This is a genomic window from Pseudescherichia sp. (assembly GCF_031998825.1).
Lineage (GTDB): Bacteria > Pseudomonadota > Gammaproteobacteria > Enterobacterales > Enterobacteriaceae > Pseudescherichia.
Map to the genome: position 1 here is coordinate 25,765 of NZ_DAMACX010000028.1, position 21,086 is coordinate 46,850.

16 protein-coding genes and 1 pseudogene are annotated in these 21,086 nt (G+C 58.3%); 5 read left to right on the forward strand and 12 right to left on the reverse strand.

Annotation, left to right across the window (positions count from 1 at the left end; all coding sequences use genetic code 11):
- Positions 1 to 2: 2 nt before the first annotated feature.
- From RTP97_RS13735 to RTP97_RS13760, 6 genes and pseudogenes are all read right to left on the reverse strand, one after another.
- Positions 3 to 776 carry an amino acid ABC transporter ATP-binding protein gene (locus tag RTP97_RS13735; protein ID WP_312414540.1) on the reverse strand — a complete coding sequence of 258 codons (774 nt, stop codon included), beginning with the start codon at positions 774 to 776 and terminating at the stop codon, positions 3 to 5.
- Complete coding sequence (locus RTP97_RS13740) at positions 760 to 1,689, reverse strand: amino acid ABC transporter permease (RefSeq protein ID WP_312414543.1); 930 nt, start codon at positions 1,687 to 1,689, stop codon at positions 760 to 762. The genes RTP97_RS13735 and RTP97_RS13740 overlap by 17 nt, the downstream gene beginning before the upstream one ends.
- Positions 1,690 to 1,698: 9 nt before the next feature.
- Positions 1,699 to 2,205 carry a GNAT family N-acetyltransferase gene (locus RTP97_RS13745; protein ID WP_312414546.1) on the reverse strand — a complete coding sequence of 169 codons (507 nt, stop codon included), beginning with the start codon at positions 2,203 to 2,205 and terminating at the stop codon, positions 1,699 to 1,701.
- 10 nt (positions 2,206 to 2,215) lie between these two features.
- Positions 2,216 to 4,484, reverse strand: a pseudogene (locus RTP97_RS13750) (NtaA/DmoA family FMN-dependent monooxygenase).
- Between the two features lie 26 nt (positions 4,485 to 4,510).
- Positions 4,511 to 5,632, reverse strand: coding sequence for an amidohydrolase (locus RTP97_RS13755; protein ID WP_312414548.1), 1,122 nt, complete (start codon positions 5,630 to 5,632; stop codon positions 4,511 to 4,513).
- Positions 5,611 to 6,645 (reverse strand): LLM class flavin-dependent oxidoreductase, encoded by a 1,035-nt coding sequence (locus RTP97_RS13760; RefSeq protein WP_312414550.1) that lies wholly within the window; start codon positions 6,643 to 6,645, stop codon positions 5,611 to 5,613. Before RTP97_RS13760 ends, RTP97_RS13755 begins: the two co-directional genes overlap by 22 nt.
- 386 nt (positions 6,646 to 7,031) lie before the next feature.
- Between RTP97_RS13760 and ansP the strand changes: the two genes are divergently transcribed.
- Positions 7,032 to 8,528: an L-asparagine permease gene (gene ansP / locus RTP97_RS13765; protein WP_103820216.1), complete on the forward strand. Its 1,497-nt coding sequence runs from the start codon at positions 7,032 to 7,034 to the stop codon at positions 8,526 to 8,528.
- A 758-nt stretch (positions 8,529 to 9,286) separates the two neighbouring features.
- Here ansP and RTP97_RS13770 read toward each other — a convergent pair.
- Positions 9,287 to 10,348 carry a YncE family protein gene (locus RTP97_RS13770; RefSeq protein WP_312414553.1) on the reverse strand — a complete coding sequence of 354 codons (1,062 nt, stop codon included), beginning with the start codon at positions 10,346 to 10,348 and terminating at the stop codon, positions 9,287 to 9,289.
- 237 nt (positions 10,349 to 10,585) lie between these two features.
- Between RTP97_RS13770 and pqqU the strand changes: the two genes are divergently transcribed.
- Positions 10,586 to 12,694: a TonB-dependent receptor PqqU gene (gene pqqU / locus RTP97_RS13775; protein WP_312414555.1), complete on the forward strand. Its 2,109-nt coding sequence runs from the start codon at positions 10,586 to 10,588 to the stop codon at positions 12,692 to 12,694.
- A 53-nt stretch (positions 12,695 to 12,747) separates the two neighbouring features.
- Here the strand turns inward: pqqU and RTP97_RS13780 are convergent, their stop codons facing one another.
- The 3 genes from RTP97_RS13780 to RTP97_RS13790 form a co-directional block, all read right to left on the reverse strand.
- A complete protein-coding gene (locus RTP97_RS13780; protein ID WP_312414558.1) occupies positions 12,748 to 14,298 on the reverse strand; it encodes a methyl-accepting chemotaxis protein in 1,551 nt (516 codons plus the stop codon).
- 172 nt (positions 14,299 to 14,470) lie between these two features.
- On the reverse strand, positions 14,471 to 15,136 hold the full coding sequence (locus RTP97_RS13785) for a GntR family transcriptional regulator (RefSeq protein ID WP_312414561.1): 666 nt from the start codon (positions 15,134 to 15,136) through the stop codon (positions 14,471 to 14,473).
- Positions 15,137 to 15,389: 253 nt separating this feature from the next.
- Positions 15,390 to 16,427: an NADP-dependent oxidoreductase gene (locus tag RTP97_RS13790; RefSeq protein ID WP_312414563.1), complete on the reverse strand. Its 1,038-nt coding sequence runs from the start codon at positions 16,425 to 16,427 to the stop codon at positions 15,390 to 15,392.
- Between the two features lie 129 nt (positions 16,428 to 16,556).
- Here RTP97_RS13790 and RTP97_RS13795 point away from each other — a divergent pair, with 129 nt between their 5' ends.
- Positions 16,557 to 17,075 carry a GNAT family N-acetyltransferase gene (locus tag RTP97_RS13795; protein WP_312414566.1) on the forward strand — a complete coding sequence of 173 codons (519 nt, stop codon included), beginning with the start codon at positions 16,557 to 16,559 and terminating at the stop codon, positions 17,073 to 17,075.
- Entirely contained in the window at positions 17,072 to 17,521 is a 450-nt protein-coding gene (locus RTP97_RS13800) for a DMT family transporter (protein WP_312414568.1), read from the forward strand. The genes RTP97_RS13795 and RTP97_RS13800 overlap by 4 nt, the downstream gene beginning before the upstream one ends.
- A 51-nt stretch (positions 17,522 to 17,572) precedes the next feature.
- Here the strand turns inward: RTP97_RS13800 and RTP97_RS13805 are convergent, their stop codons facing one another.
- Entirely contained in the window at positions 17,573 to 17,806 is a 234-nt protein-coding gene (locus tag RTP97_RS13805; protein ID WP_312414570.1) for a DUF2526 family protein, read from the reverse strand.
- A 17-nt stretch (positions 17,807 to 17,823) separates the two neighbouring features.
- Positions 17,824 to 19,422: an ABC transporter substrate-binding protein gene (locus RTP97_RS13810; RefSeq protein WP_312414591.1), complete on the reverse strand. Its 1,599-nt coding sequence runs from the start codon at positions 19,420 to 19,422 to the stop codon at positions 17,824 to 17,826.
- Positions 19,423 to 19,714: 292 nt separating this feature from the next.
- Here RTP97_RS13810 and RTP97_RS13815 point away from each other — a divergent pair, with 292 nt between their 5' ends.
- The gene (locus RTP97_RS13815; RefSeq protein ID WP_312414573.1) at positions 19,715 to 21,082 is read left to right on the forward strand and encodes an SrfA family protein; all 1,368 of its coding nucleotides are present in this window, start codon (positions 19,715 to 19,717) and stop codon (positions 21,080 to 21,082) included.
- The last annotated feature ends 4 nt before the right edge of the window (positions 21,083 to 21,086 follow it).

Below are 21,086 nucleotides of genomic sequence, written 5' to 3' on the forward strand. Positions count from 1 at the left end.
CTTTACAGCACCTTCGACAAAAACTGCTGCGTCCGGGGGTGCTGCGGGCGGTTCAATATCGCCTCACTGCTCCCCTGCTCGACGATCTTGCCATCCACCATAAAGACCACCTTGTCCGCCACTTCCCGGGCAAAGCCAATCTCATGGGTGACCACCACCAGAGTGGTGCCGGAGCGGGCCAGGGTTTTGATAACGTCCAGCACCTCGCCCACCAGCTCCGGATCGAGGGCCGAGGTCGGCTCATCAAACAGCATGACGCGTGGACGCAGCGCCAGCGCCCGGGCGATGGCGATTCGCTGTTGCTGGCCCCCGGAGAGATGGCGCGACCAGGCGTCGGCCTTGTTGCGCAGGCCCACCACATCCAGCAGTTCGTAGGCCCGCTCGACGGCGGCCTTGCGGCTGAGCTGCTTATGGGCGATGGGTGCTTCAATCAAATTTTCCAGCACCGTCAGGTGCGGAAAGAGATTGAAGTTCTGGAAGACGTAGCCAACGTTGATGCGCTGACGGAGGATCTCCTTCTCTTTCAGCTCGTAGAGCCTGTCACCCTCCCGACGGTAGCCGATGTAATCCCCGTCGATCTGGATAAAGCCCTCATCCACCCGCTCCAGATGGTTGATGGCGCGCAGCAGCGTCGACTTTCCTGAACCCGAGGGGCCAAGGATCACCGTTACCGATCCGGGTGGCAGCTCCAGCGAGACGCCGTCCAGCGCCTTATGCCGACCAAAGTATTTGCTGACGCCGGTAATTGAGATATGGCCATTATGAGAGGTGGGCATGAACTGGCTCCTGAGCGTTAACGTGGGTTGCCGGAGAGGCCACACGGGAGGCACGCGGCGCGGCGTTGATAGCCGAACGGCGCTCGCTGCGGGCCAGAGCGCGCTCTACAAGGTGTTGAATAATCGACAGCACGCTGGTGATCGCCAGATACCATACCGCGCCGACCATCAGCAGGGGGATCACCTCCTGGGTACGGTTGTAGATCATCTGGATGGTGTAGAATAGCTCCGGCATCGCCAGCACGTAAACCATTGCCGTTCCCTTGGCGAGGCTGATGATCTCGTTAAAGCCCGACGGCAGAATGGTACGCAGCGCCTGGGGCAAAATAATGCGCAGGGTACGCCGCCACGCCGGTAAGCCAAGGGCGGCAGCGGCCTCGTACTGGCCGTGATCGACGCCTAAAAATCCGCCGCGGATAATCTCGGCGGTATAGGCGCTCTGCACCAGCGTCAGCCCCACCACCGCCGTTGAGAACTGCCCCAGCACGTTAATGGTCTCGAACTGGCCCCAGCTAATCGCGGTAAAGGGAATGCCAATGGTCAGCGTGTCGTAGAGGTAGGAGAAGTTGTAGAGAATGATCAGCACCACAATCAGCGGCAGGGAGCGAAACAGCCAGATGTAGCCCCAGGCGAGGCTGCTCAGCAGCCAGGAGGACGAGAGACGCGCCAGTGCCAGCAGGCCACCGATAATCACGCTGAGTACCGTTCCCAGCAGGGTCAGCAGCAGCGTCTGGCCGACGCCATAGAGGATCGCCGGATCGAAAAACCAGCGGGCAAACACGTGCCACTCCCAGCGTGGATTAAAGGCAACGGACTGGACCACTATCGCCAGCACGAACAGCGCCACGAACGCGCCCACGGTGCGCAACGGATAGCGGGCGGGGATCACTTTAATGGTTCCTGGTGTGGTCATCTTTTATCCTCAGGCAGAGTGCCGCAGGGCAACGTCCAGCGTTTTGGTAAAGCGCAACCGTCCGTCATAGGGCGGCAGGCTATACTCCTCGGGGTTGCGGTGGAGATCGAAGTGGGCCTCATACCCCAGGCTCAGGTAGAGCTTTACCGCCTCCGGCTGGCGAAAGCCGGTGGTCAGAAAGATCCGCCGATAGCCAGCGAGAGACGCCCGCTGCTCCAGGGCGTGCATCATGCGCCCGGCCAGCCCCTGCTGACGCAGGGTGCGCTGGGTCCAGATACGTTTGATCTCCGCCGTCTGCTCATCGAACGGCTTGTAGGCCCCGGTGGCGATAATCTCCCCATCGCGTTCGAGTACCAGAAACAGCCCCTGCGGCGGCAGATACCACTCGTTCAGCTCCACCTCCGCATCTTTGGAGAAGTAGTCCCCGTAGCGGGCGGCGTATTCGCCAAACAGTCCCTCAATGATGGGTTGCAGCTCGGGGGCATCCATCGGGAGATCACGAAAACGTTCGCGCATGGTTCTCTCCTTAGTCGCCCAGGCCAGCCGGGTTGATCTCCGAGGTGGATATACGCTCCACCCCCTCACCCCAGCGGGCCAGCACCTTGTCGTAGTCGCCGCTTTTGATCGCGCCGTTAAGCGCAGTCTGCACCGGCTCCACCAGCCCGCTGCCCTTTTTCAGCGTTACCGCAATGTGTGCCGCCTTCGGCCAGCCGCCGTCAACGCTTCCTACCAGCTTCGTTTTATTCGTTAGCGCTGCCTTCCATGCGCCAATCACGTTCGGCCCGAAAAAGGCATCGGCGCGGCCGGACTGGATCGCCAGCGTCTGGGCGGCATCATCCTTGGTGTATACCGGGGTAAACGGCTTCAGTCCCTTCTGCTGGTTAGCCTTGTCCCACGCCAGCAGAATCGCCTCCTGGTTGGTTCCCGATCCCACAATGATCCGCAGCCCGGCGATATCTTCGGCTTTCTCAATGGATTTGATCGGGCTGGTCGACTTTACGTAGAAGCCCAACGAATCTTTGCGGTAGGTGGCGAAGTCGAACTTCTCTTTGCGCTCTTTGGTAACCGTAATATTGCTGATAGCGGCGTCATACTTGCCGGACGAGACCCCTAGCGGCCAGTCCTCCCACGAGGTTGGCACCACGTTCAGCTCCAGGCCAAGGCTGTCAGCGACCAGCCGGGCAATATCCACCTCGCTACCCATCAACGTCTTGTTGTCATCGGAGAAGACCGTCAGCGGGGGTGAATTTAACGCGGCCACCGCCACGGTAAATTTGCCCGGCTGGGCGAAGCGGTAGCCCTGAGGCAGCTCCGCCACCGCCTGGGCATTTTTGGCGGTATTGATGGGCACTTTGTTAGCGTCAAGGCTAACGCCAGTGCCGTTGATGTTGACGCTGTCAGCCCACGCCAGCGGGGCAAAGGCGAGCGAAATGGCCAGGAGTAGCGTTGATCTCTGCATAGCGTATTCCCTTATTAAATTATTATTTTATAAATTGATTGTCAGGTACGGATAAACCCAGCGTTTCGCGCAGCGTGGTGCCGGGATAGTCGGTGCGGAACAGGCCTCGCGCCTGGAGGATCGGCACCACCCGGTCGACAACGTGGGCAAAGCTCTCCGGCGTACCGCCCTGGATGATAAATCCGTCGGCAGCCCGCTCCTCAAACCAGCGCTGGAGACCGTCGGCCACCTGCTCCGGGGTGCCGGCAAAGCGTGGGCGCGGCGAGGCGCTCTCCAGCGCCACCTGGCGCAGGGTCAGATTCCGCTCACGGGCGTTACGCTTAATCTCATCGGTGGTGCTGCGAAAACTGTTCTGCCCTAAATCGCCGATGTCCGGGAAAGGCTCGTCGAGGGGATACTGACTAAAGTCATGGTGCTCAAAGTAGCGGCCGAGGTAGTTCAGGGCGTCGTTAATCGAGACCAACGCGGCAGTGGTCTGGTACTGGGCTTCAACGTCGGCGTCGTTGTCACCCACGATAATGCTGACCCCCTGGAATATCTTCAGATCCTCAGGATGACGATGGTTAGCCTCCAGCTGATGCTTCACGTCGCGATAGAAGGCTTTGGCCTCCTCCAGGGTGTCATGGTGGGTAAAAATGGCGTCGGCGTGGCGAGCGGCGAGCTTTTTGCCATCGTCTGAGGCCCCGGCCTGGAAAATAATGGGACGATGCTGCGGCGTGCGGCCAATATTGAGCGGCCCGGCCACCTGGAAAAACTCCCCGCGGTGGTTGAGGGTGTGCAGCTTTTGCGGATGAAAAAACTGTCCGCTCTCTTTGTTACGCACAAAGGCATCCTCTTCCCAGGAGTCCCACAGCCCTTTAACCACCTCCAGATACTCGTCGGCGATGCGGTAGCGCAGCGCGTGCTCGGGATGTTTATCCCGGGAAAAGTTCTTCGCCGAGCCTTCCAGCGGCGAGGTTACAACGTTCCACCCCGCCCGACCCTTGCTGAGATGATCGAGGCTGGCAAACTGGCGTGCGACGGTAAACGGTTCGCTGTAGGAGGTAGAGAGCGTGCCCACCAGCCCAAGATGGGTAGTCAGGCTGGCCAACGCGGAGAGCACCGTCAGCGGCTCGAATCGGTTTAAGAAGTGCGGAATTGATTTCTCATTGATGTACAGGCCGTCGGCCACGAACAGGAAGTCCAGCTTCCCCTGCTCGGCTTTCCGCGCAGTCTCCTTCACAAACTCAAAGTTGATGCTGGCATCGGCCACCGCTGCCGGATGACGCCAGGCAGACATATTTCCCGATGCGCCCTGCAGAATCGTACCCAGCCGTAGCTGTCGTGTCGTCGCCACTTTTTCAGTCGCCATAGTTCATCCTTTTAGGGTTGCAGTAACGCTTCTTCAGCCAGCAGCGCAAAGTAGCGCGCCGCGCCTTCAATTGACTCTTCGGCGGGGTTAAAGGCCGGGTGATGCAGACCAAACTCGCTGGCGCTGCCGATGCTGACAAAGGCACCGGGAATGTGTTGCAGGTAGACAGCAAAATCCTCCCCGCCCATATGCAGCCCGGCGTGTTGGGTCTCATAGCCGTACCGGTCGGCTACGTCGTGCGCAAAGGCGGCCCAGCGCTCGTCGTTAACCAGCGCGGTGGGGCCGTCGTACCAGCTGACGGCGATCTCCGCGCCAAATGCCTGTCCCAGCCCGGCGGCAATCTCGTTAACACGCCTCTTCACCTGCTGCTGAACCTCTACGTCGTGGGTACGCAGGGTACCTTCCAGCTCCACCGTCTCTGGCAGCACGTTCCAGGTATTTCCGCCAGCAATCCGCGTCACGCTGAGCACCACCGAGTCGAGGGTATTAACGTTGCGGCTGGCGACGCTCTGCAGGGCGTTAACCAGCTGGCTCGCCAGCAGGATCGCGTCGTTGCCTTCATGGGGTCGGGCGGCGTGTGCCCCCTTGCCCTTAACACGAATAACAAAGCGATCGACGTTGGCATAGAACGGGCCGCCGCGAGTGGCAAAGACGCCCACCGGCAGGCCGGGTTCGTTATGCATGCCGAAGATGGCGCTAACGCCATCCAGTACGCCGGCGCTAATCAGCCGTTTCGCACCGCCAAAGTTCTCTTCGGCTGGCTGGAACAGAATGCGTACCCTGCCCGCCAGCCGGTGTTCGTTCTCCTTGAGCAGCAGCGCCGCACCAAGCATGACGGTGGTGTGCACGTCATGGCCGCAGGCGTGCATAATCCCGGCGTTTTTCGAGCTGAACGGTACGCCGCTGGCCTCGTCGATGGGCAGAGCATCGATGTCGCCGCGCAGGGCGATGACCTTCTCGCCAGAGCCAATCTCCACCACCACTCCGGTGGGCAGATCGTAAGGCAGCAGCCGCAGCCCGGCGTTTTCCAGCCACTGACGGATCCGCCGGGTAGTCTCAAACTCCTGAAGCGACAGCTCCGGGTACTGGTGCAGCTCCCGCCGCCACTCTATTAGCTGTTGTGCAAAATGCATTCTGCCTCCTCCGTTACGCGCTTCTCCTGCGACCACGCCTCTGCCAGCAGGCGCAGGGAGTTGATCCGCGCCGCGCCCCCGGCAACGGGCGTATCGATAATAAATTCGTCAATGCCCCACGCATGGTGTAGCGCGTTCAGCCCGGCCAGCACCGTCTCTGCCGTGCCAACCAGCGCCGAGGAGTCCCGGCGGACAATCTGCTTCGCTGGGCTGCCCGCCTGGCGGGCAAATGCCTGGGCCTGCTCCTGGCTGGCTACCGTGACGCGCTGACCGTTCTCCAGCTCCACGCCCCACAGCTCAATCTCCTGCGCCAGCGCCTGTGCCTCGGCATCGCTGTCGGCCACAATCGCCTGCACCGCCACTATTGTGCTGCGCTGGCTATGGGCCTGCCAGACCGTGAGCACGTCGCGCAGCAGCGCCTTATCGCCATTCAGGTGGGCAGCAAAGACGAAGTTCCAGTCAAGGGTGGCCGCCAGGCGGGCGCTCTCTACGCTCGCCCCCAGCAGAAAACCGTCGGCGCGGTGGGACGGCACCGGCGTTGCCAGCAGGCTCTCCTGCTGCCGATCGTTAACCGAGAGGGAGAGCCAGTTGTCGAGCTGGGCCAGCTTGTCGGCAAAGGTGCCTGCACGCTCCGGGTCTAACCCCTGCTGGAGCGCGCGAGTTGAGAGCGGCAGGCCGCCAGGCGCTTTGCCTACCCCGAGATCGATACGTCCCGGTGCCAGCGTGGCGAGAAGGTTAAAGTTTTCCGCCACCTTGTAGGGGCTGTAGTGTTGCAGCATGACGCCGCCGGAGCCGACGCGGATACGTCGGGTCTGTCCGATAATCCACGCGATAACCAGCTCCGGTGACGGGCTGGCCAGTTGAGAAGTATTATGGTGTTCAGCGATCCAGAAGCGGTGATAGCCCCACTCCTCGGCCAGTTGCGCCAGCTGCAGAGTACGAGCCAGCGCCTCCATTGCCGTTTCGCCATCGGCGATGGGGCTTTTATCCAGCAGACTAATTCGATATGACATGCGTACACTCAGATGAGGAAACATGTCCCTATTAGTAAAAGGTCAGGAAACGTCTGTGAAACAATTAATTTACATTTAATTAGCTAAAAAGTGGCTAAGTCGCGGCCATCCTGCGCGCGCTCTGAAAGAGTCATTCCTGCGACGCTGAATCGTATCGACACGGCCTCTCCTCTGACCACACAAATTCACGCGACAGCTCTCATTTTTTCGCTGGGTATCTTTTGCGTCGCTAATCAATTGCAGGTAGGATGCTGCGCCATGTTTCGTCTTATCTATGCGCAAAATAGCGGGAAAGACAGCATATTTATTCGCCAGGGCAAACGTTTGTTTCGCCCTGGCCGGATGAAAACATCCTCGATGATTCAGACAGGTCAACAGGTAACGCAATGAAAAACAGCAACAACAGCGCAGCAGAGCATCAGGCTGCAAAACGCCGCTGGCTTAACTCTCATGAAGAGGGTTACAAGCAGGCGATGGGTAACCGCCAGGTGCAGATGATCGCTATCGGTGGCGCGATTGGTACCGGGTTATTTCTCGGGGCGGGCGCACGCCTGCAGATGGCAGGTCCCTCCCTCGCTATCGTCTATCTGGTGTGCGGCATCTTCTCTTTCTTTATTCTGCGCGCGCTGGGCGAGCTGGTACTGCATCGCCCCTCCAGCGGCAGCTTCGTCTCTTACGCCCGTGAGTTCCTCGGTGAGAAAGCCGCGTTCGTCGCCGGCTGGATGTACTTTATCAACTGGGCGATGACCGGCATCGTCGATATCACCGCCGTTGCGCTCTATATGCACTACTGGGGCGCGTTTGGCGACGTGCCGCAGTGGGTATTTGCCCTCGGTGCGCTGGCGATCGTTGGCACCATGAACATGATTGGCGTGAAGTGGTTCGCCGAGATGGAGTTCTGGTTTGCGCTGGTTAAGGTGCTGGCGATCGTGGTCTTCCTGGTCGTGGGCACCATCTTCCTCGGCACCGGCAAACCGCTGGACGGCGGCACGACCGGTTTCCACCTGATTACCGATAACGGCGGCTTCTTCCCGCACGGCCTGCTGCCCGCGCTGGTGCTGGTGCAGGGCGTAGTCTTCGCCTTCGCCTCTATTGAACTGGTGGGTACGGCGGCGGGCGAGTGTAAAGATCCGCAGACCATGGTACCAAAAGCGATCAACAGCGTGATCTGGCGTATCGGCCTGTTCTACGTTGGCTCTGTGGTCCTGCTGGTGCTGCTGCTGCCGTGGAACGCCTATCAGGCTGGGCAAAGCCCGTTTGTGACCTTCTTCAGCAAGCTGGGTGTGCCGTATATTGGTGACGTGATGAACATGGTGGTGCTGACCGCCGCGCTCTCCAGCCTGAACTCGGGCCTCTACTCCACGGGCCGTATTCTGCGCTCCATGTCGATGGGTGGCTCTGCGCCGAAGTTCATGTCCAAAATGAGCAAGCAGCATGTGCCCTACGCGGGCATCCTGGCAACGCTGGCGATCTACGTCTTTGGCGTAGTGCTGAACTATCTGGTTCCGGCCAGCGTATTCGAGATCGTATTGAACGTCGCCGCGCTGGGCATTATCGCCTCGTGGGCCTTCATCGTGGTGTGCCAGATGCGCCTGCGTAAAGCCATTAAAGAGGGCAAAGCCGCTGATGTCAGCTTCAAGCTGCCGGGTGCGCCGGTGACCTCCTGGCTGACGCTGCTGTTCTTGCTGAGCGTGCTGGTGCTGATGGCGTTTGACTATCCGAACGGGACCTACACCATTGCGTCACTTCCAGTGATTGCGGTGCTGCTGGTCGTGGGCTGGTATGCCGTGCGCAAGCGGGTGCATGAGATCCACAGCACCGCGCCGGTGCATGTGGAAGAGACGGCGGAGAGCGCCGTGCTGGTTGAGAAAACGTCCAGCTAATTAATCAAAGCCAGTCGGTTAGACTGGCTTTTTTATTTGAAGGGCATGGAGAATATGCAAGTCCGGTTTTGTTTCCGTTCACTCCACACATTCTGCCTATCTGAAAACTCTGCACACGTGAACGTGCCAGGGTGGCTCGCCACCACCACCCTGGCGACCCGGGCTCCCGGCAGGGAAAATCGCCGCTGCGCGGATTGCTCGCCCCATCCCGGGGCTCACCCCTTCGGGGCCAGCGCAAGCGCTGTCCAAAATTGCTCCCGGCAATTTTGTCCTCGGCTTATCCCTTCCGGCTTCCGGGTCGGGCGAGATGCAACGTCCCTGTAAGTCACGCCCTCAGCCCGCATCCATGCGGGCTGCCCCGGCCAGAAGTGAACGCCTCGGCGATTTTCAGCCGGACCCAACACCTCGCTTTGATATCGCAGTTACAGCAACGTCTTTGTCGCTACGGGTTCCTGTCTAACAGCGCGGGTGTTGAGTCCCCGCTGAAACCGGCGAACCGGAGACCGGGTGACAAGGTCTGGACGCCAGGGAGGGCGGCCAGAGGCGAAACGAGACAGGACGTCGAGTCGAGCCGGCCGTCGGTCAGCCGGGCGGGAGGTGAGCGCAGTGCGAAGCACCGGTTTCCCTGCGGGGCCGCGGGGATTGATAAGGGGGCCGCGGTGGCCCCCTTATCCCGTTCACGTGTGACGCGAGTTATATGTTCTGTCCGGCATAAGGTGAACGGAACACATGCCCTAAAGTGACATATTGCCTCTTACTTACAGCGTTATACGGATCACATCATCTGGATCGGTCGCCTCTTTCTCACGGGTTGAGGCCTGCTTCACGCTCACGTACAGCGTTTTGCCATCGGCAGAGAGCGCCAAGCTGTTCGGGTAGGTCGGCGTATCAAAGCTCTTCACTACCTTATAGCTTTTCGCATCGATAACGCTCACCTTACCCGCTTTACGGTGGGTGACGTAAGCTTCGTTGCGGGCCGGGTTAAACAGCACGGCCAGAGACTCCGGCGCGGCAACCTTCGCCAGCACTTTGCCATCGCGCAAATTGACCACCAGCACCTCAGCCTGCTTCGAGTCGGTAATGAACGCGCGCTGACCGGCGGTGTCGAGGCTCAGGTTGAGATAGAAGTGCTCTTTGCCATCGTCAAGCACCTTCTGGCGGGAGAGGATCTTGTTGCTGGCGGTATCGATGGTAATCAGCTCGCCGTCGCCGTTGGTGGTGTAGAGGCGTTTCGCCGCGGCATCAATCGCCAGCCCGGTGCTAAAGGTGCCCGTACCGGCGATCGTGTTTTTCAGCTTCAGCGTTTCGCCATCCACGGCCCAAATCACGCTCTCCTTGCCAATGCCGGTGATGTAAACGGTATTGGTGGTCTCATCCACCGTCAGCTCACGCGGCTGCAATGGGCGCACCGTCTCAGATCGTTTGCGATCGTCCAGCACCAGACGGCCTTTTACCTCGCCAGTTTTCGCGTCGACGGCCGTCACCGCGCTGTTAGTGGTGTTGCCGAACCACAGCGTCTGGGTTTGATTATTGATGGTCGCGCCAAACGGCTTCAGATCGTTGTGGATGGCCTGGGTGATATTCAGCGTAGCGGGATCGAGACGGTAGATAACCCCGCCCTTATCCATCTTACGACTCTGGGTGGTCGCAACCCACAGTGCATTCTCCTGCTGGCTGAAAGCCATTTCGTATGCGCCCTTACCCACCGGCTTACGCAGCATCTCCTCCGCCGCGCTGGCGTTAAACGTCCCTGCCAGCAGCAGTGACCCGAGGAACAGTGAACCACGCAGGCGCGGCGAGCTTAATTGACGTAAAAACATGACGACTCCCTTTGATTAACTTACCCATTCGTATGTTACAAATGCGAATAATAATCATTATTTTATTAAATGTAGAGTCTTTCTTGCCAGCCTGGCCATAATCTCCATAATTTCTCCATACACACCCTGATACATCACTTAACACTACGTGCCGTTATCGTTTTCATAATTTTTACAAAAACAGTAACATGTGCACACATGTTCCATTTGGTTCGTTTTATTTAACCGGTTCCTTTAATGAAAATCACTGCTATTACACGCGCTACACTCCCCATTTTGCTGCTGCCAGCCGCCTGCGGCTACGCTTTCGCCGCAGAAGAGCAGACCCTGATCGTCAGCGCCACGCCGCAAACCGTATCCGAACTGGATACGCCCGCTGCCGTCAGCGTGGTTAACGGGGAAGAGATGCGTCATGCTGCTCCACGCGTTAACCTCTCCGAGTCGCTTACCGGCGTGCCTGGGTTGCAGATCCAGAACCGTCAGAACTACGCTCAGGATCTCCAGCTCTCTATGCGTGGCTTTGGCTCCCGCTCCACCTATGGCGTGCGCGGCATTCGCATGTATGTCGATGGCATCCCGGCAACCATGCCGGACGGCCAGGGTCAGACCTCTAATATCGATCTCAATAGCGTCGAGAGCGTTGAAGTTCTGCGCGGCCCCTTCTCCGCCCTGTACGGTAACGCCTCCGGCGGCGTGGTTAACGTCACCACCGAAACCGGCCAGCAGCCCACAACTATTGAAGCCAGCAGCTACTACGGCAGCTACGGCAGCTGGCGCTACGGCCTGAAGGCCACCGGTGCGACCGGAGACGGTACCCAGGCAGGCGACGTGGACTACACCGTCTCCTCTACCCGTTTTATCACCAGCGGCTACCGCGACCACAGCGGCGCGCGTAAGAACCTCGCTAACGCCAAACTGGGCGTGCGTATCGATGACGTCAGCAAGCTGAGCCTGATCTTTAACAGCGTCGATATCAAAGCGGACGATCCGGGCGGCCTGACCGAGCAGGAGTGGAAGCAGGATCCGCACCAGGCTCCACGTGCCGACCAGTACAACACCCGTAAAACCATCAAGCAGACCCAGGCTGGCCTGCGCTACGAGCGTCAGCTGAGCGAGCAGGATGACCTGAGCGTGATGATGTACGCTGGCGAGCGCGAAACCACCCAGTACCAGTCGATTCCGCGCGCGCCGCAGCTCAATCCGACCCATGCGGGCGGGGTTATCGACCTAAGTCGACACTATCAGGGGATCGATACCCGTTGGACCCACCGTGGCGAGCTGCTGGTGCCGGTGACCATTACCACCGGCCTGAACTACGAAAACATGAGCGAAGATCGTAAAGGTTATGAAAACTTCGTGATGGATGGCAGCACGCCGGCGTATGGTCAAAAGGGTAACCTGCGCCGTAACGAGCGTAACCTGATGTGGAACGCCGATCCCTATATGCAGTCCCGCTGGCAGCTGACTGATAAGCTCTCGCTGGATGCCGGGGTACGCTACAGCTCGGTGTGGTTTGACTCCAACGATCGCTACATCACCGCTGGTAACGGCGACGACAGTGGCGAAGCGAGCTACCATGAGTGGCTCCCGGCCGGTGCGCTGAAGTATGCCGTGACCGATGCCTGGAACGTCTACGCCGCCGCAGGCCGTGGCTTCGAGACGCCAACCATCAACGAGCTCTCCTACCGCTCGAACAACCAGAGCGGTCTGAACTTCAACCTCAAGCCGTCGACCAACGACACCTATGAGATCGGCAGTAAGACTCGCGTCGGCAACGGCCTGTTCACCGCAGCGCTGTTCCAGACCATGACCAATGACGAGATCGTGACCGATACCAGCAGCGGCGGACGCACCACCTATAAAAACGCCGGCAAAACCCGTCGTCAGGGTGCTGAGCTCTCCCTTGACCAGCAGTTTGCCGGCGACTGGCGGGTGAAGATGGCGTGGACCTATCTGGATGCCACCTACCGCACCAACGTCTGCGGGGATGACAACTGCAACGGTAACCGGATGCCGGGCATCGCCCGCAACATGGGCTTTGCCTCCCTTGGCTACGTGCCGGAGAGCGGCTGGTACGCCGGGGCTGATATGCGCTACATGAGCGACATCGAAGCCAACGATGAGAACACGGCGAAAGCGCCGTCCTACACCACCGTGGGTCTGAATACCGGGTATAAGTTCAACTACAACAACTGGATGCTGGACGTGTTTGGCCGCGTTGATAACCTGTTCGACAAAGAGTATGTCGGTTCGGTGATCGTTAACGAATCCAACGGCCGCTACTACGAACCGGCTCCGGGTCGTAACTACGGCGTTGGTCTCTCCGTGGCGTACCGCTTCGAATAACGCTTATTAGTCTCTGCTGATGCCCGGTAGCCTAAACGCTGCCGGGCATTTTTTTAGGCTGTTACCGGCCGATCCAGACGGAACGCCGCCACCAGCTGGGCCAGCAGCTGGGCCTGCTCTTCGAGCGATCCCGCCGCCAGCGACGAGGCGCTGACCAGGGTGGCATTCTGCTGGGTGGTGCTGTCCAGCTCGCCTACCGCGCGGGCAATTTGCTCAATACCCCGGCTCTGCTCTTCCGACGCGGAGGAGATCTCACCCATAATATCGTTTACCCGGGTCACCGCATCGACCACCTGCTCCATGGTCTGCCCCGCCTTCGCCACCAGCTCGCTGCCGGTGCTGATGCGGGATACCGACTCGCCAATCAGCTGTTCAATATCTTTTGCCGCCTGGGAGCTGCGCTGGGAGAGGCTGCGCACCTCGCTGGCCACCACCGCAAAGCCCCGCCCTTGTTCACCCGCCCGCGCAGCTTCCACCGCCGCGTTCAGCGCCAGGATATTGGTCTGGAAGGCAATGCTGTTGATCACCGCGGTAATATCAGCAATTTTTTGCGAGCTGGCGTGAATGTCGCCCATGGTATTGACCACGTCGCGCATGACGCTGCCGCCCTGGCTGGCGGTGCTGGAGGCCTCGGCGGCCAGTTTGCTGGCATGGCGGGCGTTATCGGCATTGTTCCTGACCGTCGCCGTTAGCTCCTCCATGCTGGCGGCAGTCTGCACCACCGCCGCCGCCTGCTGCTCGGTACGGGAGGAGAGATCGGTATTGCCATCGGCTATCTCGCTGGCCGCGTGGGAGACCTGGGCGACGCTGCTGCGCACCTCGTGGATCATCTCCCGCAGGCGGAGATTCATCTTCGCCATCGCCCCGGTGAGTTTACCCAGTTCGTCGCCGCCCTGAACCTCTATTACCGAGCTGAGATCGCCGCTGGCAATGCGCTCCGCCAGTCTCAGGTTGTGCTGCACCGGCCGGGTAATCTGACGGATCACCCACCATGAGACAATAATGCCGATCAGAATGGCTACACCGCCAATCACGGCGGTCACGGTGCTGGAGCTGTAGGCCAGCTCATCGTTATGGGCCTTAACGGAGGCGATAATGAGTTTGATATCGGCGCTGCTGTTATCCCCGGCAACTTTGACTCGATCCTCAGCGGCCTGTAGCTGCTGCATCTCTACGCTGCCCGCCTGGGTTCCAGCGGCACGCAGCGGATTGAGCGCGTTGGTGGCGCTCTGCATAGCGCTTACGCTGGTCTGGAAGTCGCCAAGATGCGTCTCAAGGCTATGGAGCAGCGCTGTTTCAGCCTCGGTCCAGGCAAGATCTTTCGCGGAGGCGGTAAGCTCAGCGGCGTGGTTAACATAGCTTGCCAGCGCCTGACCCGATTTTTCATCGCCGCTATAAAAATATTTCAGCCGATTTATCTTGGCCTGAAATACTTCAATATTAATATTATATATAAGGTTAGTTTTATCATAAACGCTGCGGATCTCTTTAAAACGCATAACGCTAAGGATCGTGGCCATTGCCACCAGCAGCAGGACCAGACCAAACCCCACCGACAGTTTTTTGCTGATGGTAATATCGCGTAATCGCCGGTTTAAAAACATACCCTCTCCTTGCCCAAGCAAATGTTAGCGCCCAACTGCGCATAAAAGGGTTATCGGCAATGGCGGAGGGTAATTAACGCGATCGGCAGAGAGAATAGTGAAAATGTGACGGTGATGCTTCCCTGATGCAAACTACTCAGGGAAGCCGTTACAAGCAATCTTACCAAAGGAGCTAAGGTGCCCCTTTAAATTGCGGTTGCACAATGTTCACGCCCATATCAATGACGCAAAGAATAGACTTCTGGCTGGCATCGCTATCGCCCCTCTCCAGGGCATCCAGCAGATCAACATAATCATGATGACCGTGAGCCAACTCTTCAGAGACCGGATAGAGGTGATTAAAGCAAGGCCCAATGCGCACCCACAGTTGCTCGATCAGCGATAGCAGCGTCGGCATCTCAGCATATTCGTAAAGGCGAAAGCGAAAGCTTCGATTGGCCTGCAACGCCTGTTCCACGTTCCCACCCAGTCTGGCTTCGTTAAAGGTATTAGCCAGCAGCCGCAGCTGTCCAAGTTTCTCATCGGTCATTTTACTGCAGGCAGCACTGACGGCCATTGATTCAAGCTGCTTACGTATTTCGGTTATCTCACGGTGGGTCTGCTGGCTCACTTCCGGAACCAAAAAAGCCTGCGCTGGAGTGGCATGCAGCGCGCCCGAGGAGACTAAACGTAATAACGCCTCGCGCACGGGGGTAATACTGGTTCCGAGCTGGTCAGCAATTTCTTTTGTAATCAGCCGTGCGCCTGGCTTGAGCGCACCGACGATTAATGCATTTTTTAAACTAACTTCAACCTGCTGAGTGAGGCTCAGACGCTGCGCTTTTTCCAAATCAAGCATATTCATGTCCTGTCGAATACTTATTACTTTTCACCCAATCGTGTGATTATTCGCACACGAACCATAAGATATAGTAGGTATAGAGATGCCTGGTATTGGATTAACGCAAAACGTTAGAACTAAAAGTTATTAATTATGCATATTAATATACATCAGCGAAACTTACGCTTCGCTGATGTAGCTATGCTTAATTAAAGACAATAATTGATAAAATTGCCTGATTTTTTATTAAGCATTTTAGTGCTGCTTAACCTTATTTGTCGCTGGCTACACGAATGACCACCTTGCCGAAGTTCTTACCCTCCAGCAGACCGATAAATGCTTCCGGCGCATTTTCCAGACCATCAACGATCTGCTCACGATAGTGAATTTTGCCCTCCTGAACCCATTTACCCATCTCTTGCTGAAACTCGTCGATACGGTCGCCGTAATCCTGGGTAATGATAAATCCCTGCATCCGGATACGCTTCTTCAAAATCGTGCCCATCAGCAGCGGCAGGCGATCCGGTCCCGGCGGCAGATCGGTGGCGTTATAGCCGCTAACCAGACCACAGACCGGCACCCGGGCAGCGGTATTCAGCAGCGGGAGCACCGCATCAAACACCTTGCCCCCGACGTTTTCATAATAGACATCGATTCCCTGCGGGCAGGCGTTTTTTAGCTGTTCGGCAAAGTCATCGGCGTGATGATCGATACAGGCGTCGAAGCCCAGCGTCTCGACGGCGTGACGGCACTTCTCTTCGCCGCCCGCGACGCCCACCACCCGCAGGCCTTTGATCTTGCCAATCTGCCCAACCGTCGCGCCGACCGGACCGGTTGCCGCCGCAACGACCAGCGTCTCACCTGATTTAGGCTGACCAATGTCCAGCAGACCCATGTAGGCGGTAAAGCCGGGCATCCCCAGCACGCCCAACGCCCAGGAGGGGTGCTCAAGGCTCTTGTCCAGCTTGACCAGCCCCTCGCCGTTCGATATGGCATACGCCTGCCAGCCGTCGTAGCCTAAAACCCACTCCCCTTCGGCATAATCCGGATGCTCAGAAGTGACCACCTGGCTCACCGTCCCGCCGCACATCACGTCGCCAATGTTAACCGGATCGGCGTAGGAGGGCTCATCGCTCATGCGTCCGCGCATGTAGGGATCGAGGGAGAGATAGACGGTGCGCAGCAGCAGCTGGCCGGATTTTGGCGTGGGAATATCGCTCTCTTCGAGGCGAAAGTTTTCAGCAACCGGCGCGCCATGCGGGCGGGAAGCCAGTAGCCACTGGCGGTTACGCTGTTGTTCTTGACTCACGGTAGTCTCCTTCGACGGTTAAACATCCTTTCAGCGTAGCGTCTTACGTCTCTCTTTGCTTTGACATTCTGCGTCATGTAATAGTATTCATAACAGACTATTCCGTGCATATTCTCTGAGGTTTTAAGCATGACCATTCGCTACGCGGACAAAGACGACTGCGCCGCTATCGCTGCTATCTACAATCACGCCGTTCTCCACACTGCCGCTATCTGGAACGACCAGACCGTTGACGCTGACAACCGTATCGCCTGGTTTGAGGCCCGTACCCTCATGGGCTACCCGGTACTGGTCAGCGAAGAGAACGGTGAGATCACTGGTTACGCGGCCTTCGGCGACTGGCGCGCCTTCGACGGCTTCCGCCACACGGTAGAGCACTCGGTCTATGTTCACCCGGATCATCAGGGGAAAGGTCTGGGCCAGGCGCTGATGGTCCGCCTGATTGAGGAGGCAAAACGCATCGGTAAGCACGTGATGGTTGCCGGGATCGAATCGCAGAACGCGGCCTCTATTCATCTGCATGAGAAGCTGGGCTTTGTGACCACCGCCCAGATGCCGCAGGTCGGCACCAAGTTTGGTCGCTGGCTTGATCTCACCTTTATGCAGCTGCAGCTGGACGATCGCAGCGAACCGGACGCTATCGCATGAACTCGTCGTTGACCCTGCTGTTCCTGGCCGCAGCGGGTATCGGGCTGGTAGTACAAAACACGCTGATGGTGCGCATCACCCAGTCCTCCTCCACCGTGTTGATTGCGATGCTGCTCAACTCGCTGGTGGGTATTGTCCTCTTTGTCTCAATTCTGCTGATGAAATATGGCCTGGCCGGGTTTAGCGAGCTGGCGGCAACGGTGCGCTGGTGGACGCTGATCCCCGGCCTGCTCGGTTCATTTTTTGTTTTTGCCAGCATTAGCGGCTATCAGTATGTGGGGGCGGCCACGACTATTGCGGTGCTGGTCGCTAGCCAGCTGATTGGCGGTCTGGTGATGGATCTGGTGAAAAGCCACGGCGTACCGCTTAGGGCGCTGATCGGCCCGGTATGCGGAGCGGTATTGCTGGTGATTGGCGCGTGGTTAGTGGCCAGACGCCAGTGGTAATTGCGTAGTGGCGTAGGCCGGGCAAGCGTCTGCGCCGCCCGGCGTTTACGGTTAGAGAATAACGCCATCTTTGGTGAGCTGCTCCCGGCGCGCCTCCAGCTCTTCCTTGTGGTGCCGTCCGTGGTGGGCGATGGCGTTGCGCAGGCGCTGTTGCTGGGCGTAGCGATCGTCCCGGCTCAGCGCTGCGTCATCGCTGAGCGCGACCAGCAGCTCGTTCATATGCGCAATCACGCTCTCCTTGATAACGGCATCTACGCGTGCGACAACCTCTTCCAAATGCGACATATCCTCTCCTGTGTCTGTTAGTTGATTTTGGCTTTTGAGAAATCACTGCCCATCAGGCTAACACTATACCCGGATACGTTGCTGCGGGTGGCATAGAAGGTTTTACCGTTTGCCAGGGCGATCCACGGCGCCTGCTGATAGAACACCTCTTGCGCCTGAGAGTAGAGCTTAGCGCGATCCTCCGGCACGGAGGTCAGCTTCGCTTTTTTCACTAGCCCATCATAGGTTTTATCACACCAGCGTGCGGCGTTGGAGCCGGTTTCAATGCTGTCGCAGCCCAGCAGCACGTCGGCAAAGTTGTCCGGATCGCCGTTGTCGGACATCCAGCCAAACAGCGCCGAGTCATGCTCGCCTTTGCGCATCCCGGAGAGGTATTCGCCCCACTCGTAGGAGACGATTTTGGCCTTTACGCCTACCTTCGCCCAGTCGCTCTGGATCATCTCGGCAATACGCTTCGAGTTCGGGTTATAGGGACGCTGGACCGGCATTGACCACAGCGTGACCTCCGCGCCCTGCTCCAGACCCGCCTGTTTCAGCAGCGCTTTGGCCTTCTCTGGATCGTAGGGGTAATCCTTAAGGTCTTTATTAAAGCCAAGCATGTTCGGCGGCAGCGGCGATTTTGCTACCGTGCCGGAGCCTAAGAAGACGGCGTTAACAATAGCGTTTTTATCGGTGGCATAGTTCAGCGCCTGGCGCACCAGCACGTTATCGAACGGTTTTTTCTCGGTGTTGAATGCCAGATAGCCGACGTTCAACGCATCCACCGAGTGCAGAGCCAGATCCTTGTTCTTTTTGATCACGTCGAACTGAACCGGAGACGGCGCAGGAATGATCTGGCACTCGTTGGTTTGCAGCTTCGCCAGCCGCGTCTCAACGTTTGGCGTGATAGAGAAGATCAGATGCTTCGTCGGGACCTCACCGTCCCAGTAGTTCGGGTTCGCGATATAGCGGATCAGCGCGTCACGATTATACTGCTGGAGCGCATACGGACCGGTACCGATTGGCCAGGTATCGACATTCTCCGGCGTGCCCTTTTTCAGCATTGCGTCAGCGTATTCCGCAGAGAGGATCGAGGCGAAGTCCATGCCCCAGTCGGCAAGGAATGCAGCGTTCGGTTCGTTCAGCACAAACTGGACGTGGTAGTCATCGACCTTCTTCACCTCTTTGATCAGCTTGTCGAGGCCGACATCGTTGAAGTATTCGTAGTTACCCTGAGAGACGTTGTGATAGGGATGGTTAGCATCTTTCTGACGCAGCACCGAGAAGATCACGTCATCGGCGTTAAAGTCGCGGGTCGGCTTGAAAAATTTATTGCTGTTAAATTTAACGCCCTGGCGCAGAGTGAAGGTATAGGTTTTACCGTCCGGGGAGATCGTCCAGCTGGTGGCCAGCGACGGCACCGGCGTATTCTTTACCGGGTCGAAGTTGATCAGACGGTTGTAGAGCGTCTGCGAGCTGGCGACAAAGCTGGGGCCAGAGCTGGCGATCTGCGGGTTAAAGGATTCCGGAGAGGCTTCGGAGCAGTAAATGATGGTATCTTTTGCCGCCGCCCAGGCCGCGCTGGTGGGTATAAGCGTGCTGAGCGCCAGCGCGAGCAGCGTTTTGCCGGTAGACAGATTTCCTGAAAACATAATTAAAACCTTATTATTTTATTGAAACGTGATCTCAGCATAGCAGCCAAAGAGAGGCAAATAACGAATCACTATCAGGTTATGCCAAAGCAGCTGAATTTGCTGATTTCTTCGCCTTTCCCCACCGTTTAGTTTGCCTTAAGTCATTCCTGAAACGTCAAGCGAAAAGCGTCTGTGCAATGCCACGAGAATTCACCGCTTTTAGCCTCTCTTCCACCGTTTGCTTGCTATTACATTTCGTAAAGTAGAGGCGTGAAGAAGTCTATGGGATGAAAACGTGGCAAAAACTCTCTTGCGCAGCGGCGATCTGGATGATTTTCAGGCCGTTGGCGGCGGCGGCCAGGCCGTCTTTGATTCGGCATTGCAAATTCGTGAAGCGTTGCGTCTGCGTAAACAGCAGGCGATGGTGGACTGCCTCGCCATACCGCAGATCAACGACGACGGCGATCGGGTGGACTGGTACTCCCCCGTTGAGGGCCGGGCGGTAAGCTGGAAAGCGGCAGACGACGAGTCTCGCTTCCGTGCCCTGCGCTTTCTGGAGAGCACACTCGACAGCGCCGCGGCCCTAAGCCGGAAAAGCCTGCAGTCGCCGAAAACGGCCCAGCAGCTGTTTGGCTCCCTGCTGGCGAAAGCGCTGCAGTTTCCCGGCGTGAACCACGTCTTCCTGGTGGATGGCAAGCCGGTGATTACCTTCTGGGGCTTTGTTGATCTCAATGAGAGCGCACGCGAGGACGTTCTTGCCTGCCTGCGGGAAGAGGAGCCGCCCGCCCCGGCTATCGTTATGCCGGAAGAGCGCGACGAGGAAGAGGACGCGCCGGCCGTGGCAACCTTCAGCAGAGCCGATGAGCCGCTGCTGGTCGCCGTGCCGGAGATAACCACCCAACAGCCTCCCGGACCGCCGCAGCCTGAACCCCAGCCTGTATCGGTTGCTCCCGCTGCTGCCGTTGAGGCTACCCCAGCAACTAACAAGCGCCGCTATGGCCTGTGGGCGCTGCCGGTAGCCGCCGTGGTGGTCGCCGCCGTTGCCGCCCCGCTGCTCTGGCCGCAGAAGCCTGCGGGGAGTGAACCTACTCCAGTCGCAAACACAGCCGCCGCGAAACCCGCTGCTCCGCAGGCCATCGCGCCCGCCCCTCTCAGCGTAGAGCCTGCGCCGGTGCTGACCGCGTCGCTGCCGCTGCATCAGGCTGAGGTAGTTGCGGCCAAAGCACCGCCCGCGCCGGTGGTGGAGAAATCCAGCGAGCCGACTATTACCGCTATTCCCAAAGACGCGCTGGTGATGGATGCCAACCAGGTCAAAGCGGGCAGCACCCGTTTTCTCAACGGCAGCTGGCGCGTGATGCTGGATATTAAAGATGAAGTCACCGGTAAGCCGCCTACGCTGCGCTTCCAGATCCAGAATAACAAAGGCACCGCCCGCTTGGTGCAGGGGAAAAATATTGTCTGCCGGGCCGAGCTCTTCTCCGGCCTGCACGACACCGGCGTATTGATGATTAAAAGCCGCGGTCACGCGCGCTGCAGCGATGGCTCCCGCTACCCAATGCCGGAGATCGCCTGCACCGCAGGCACCAGCGACGTTGCTCAGTGCACAGCCCGGTATGATGCCAAAACCATTGTCCCGTTGACGTTCAGAAAAACAGGTTCCTGATCTT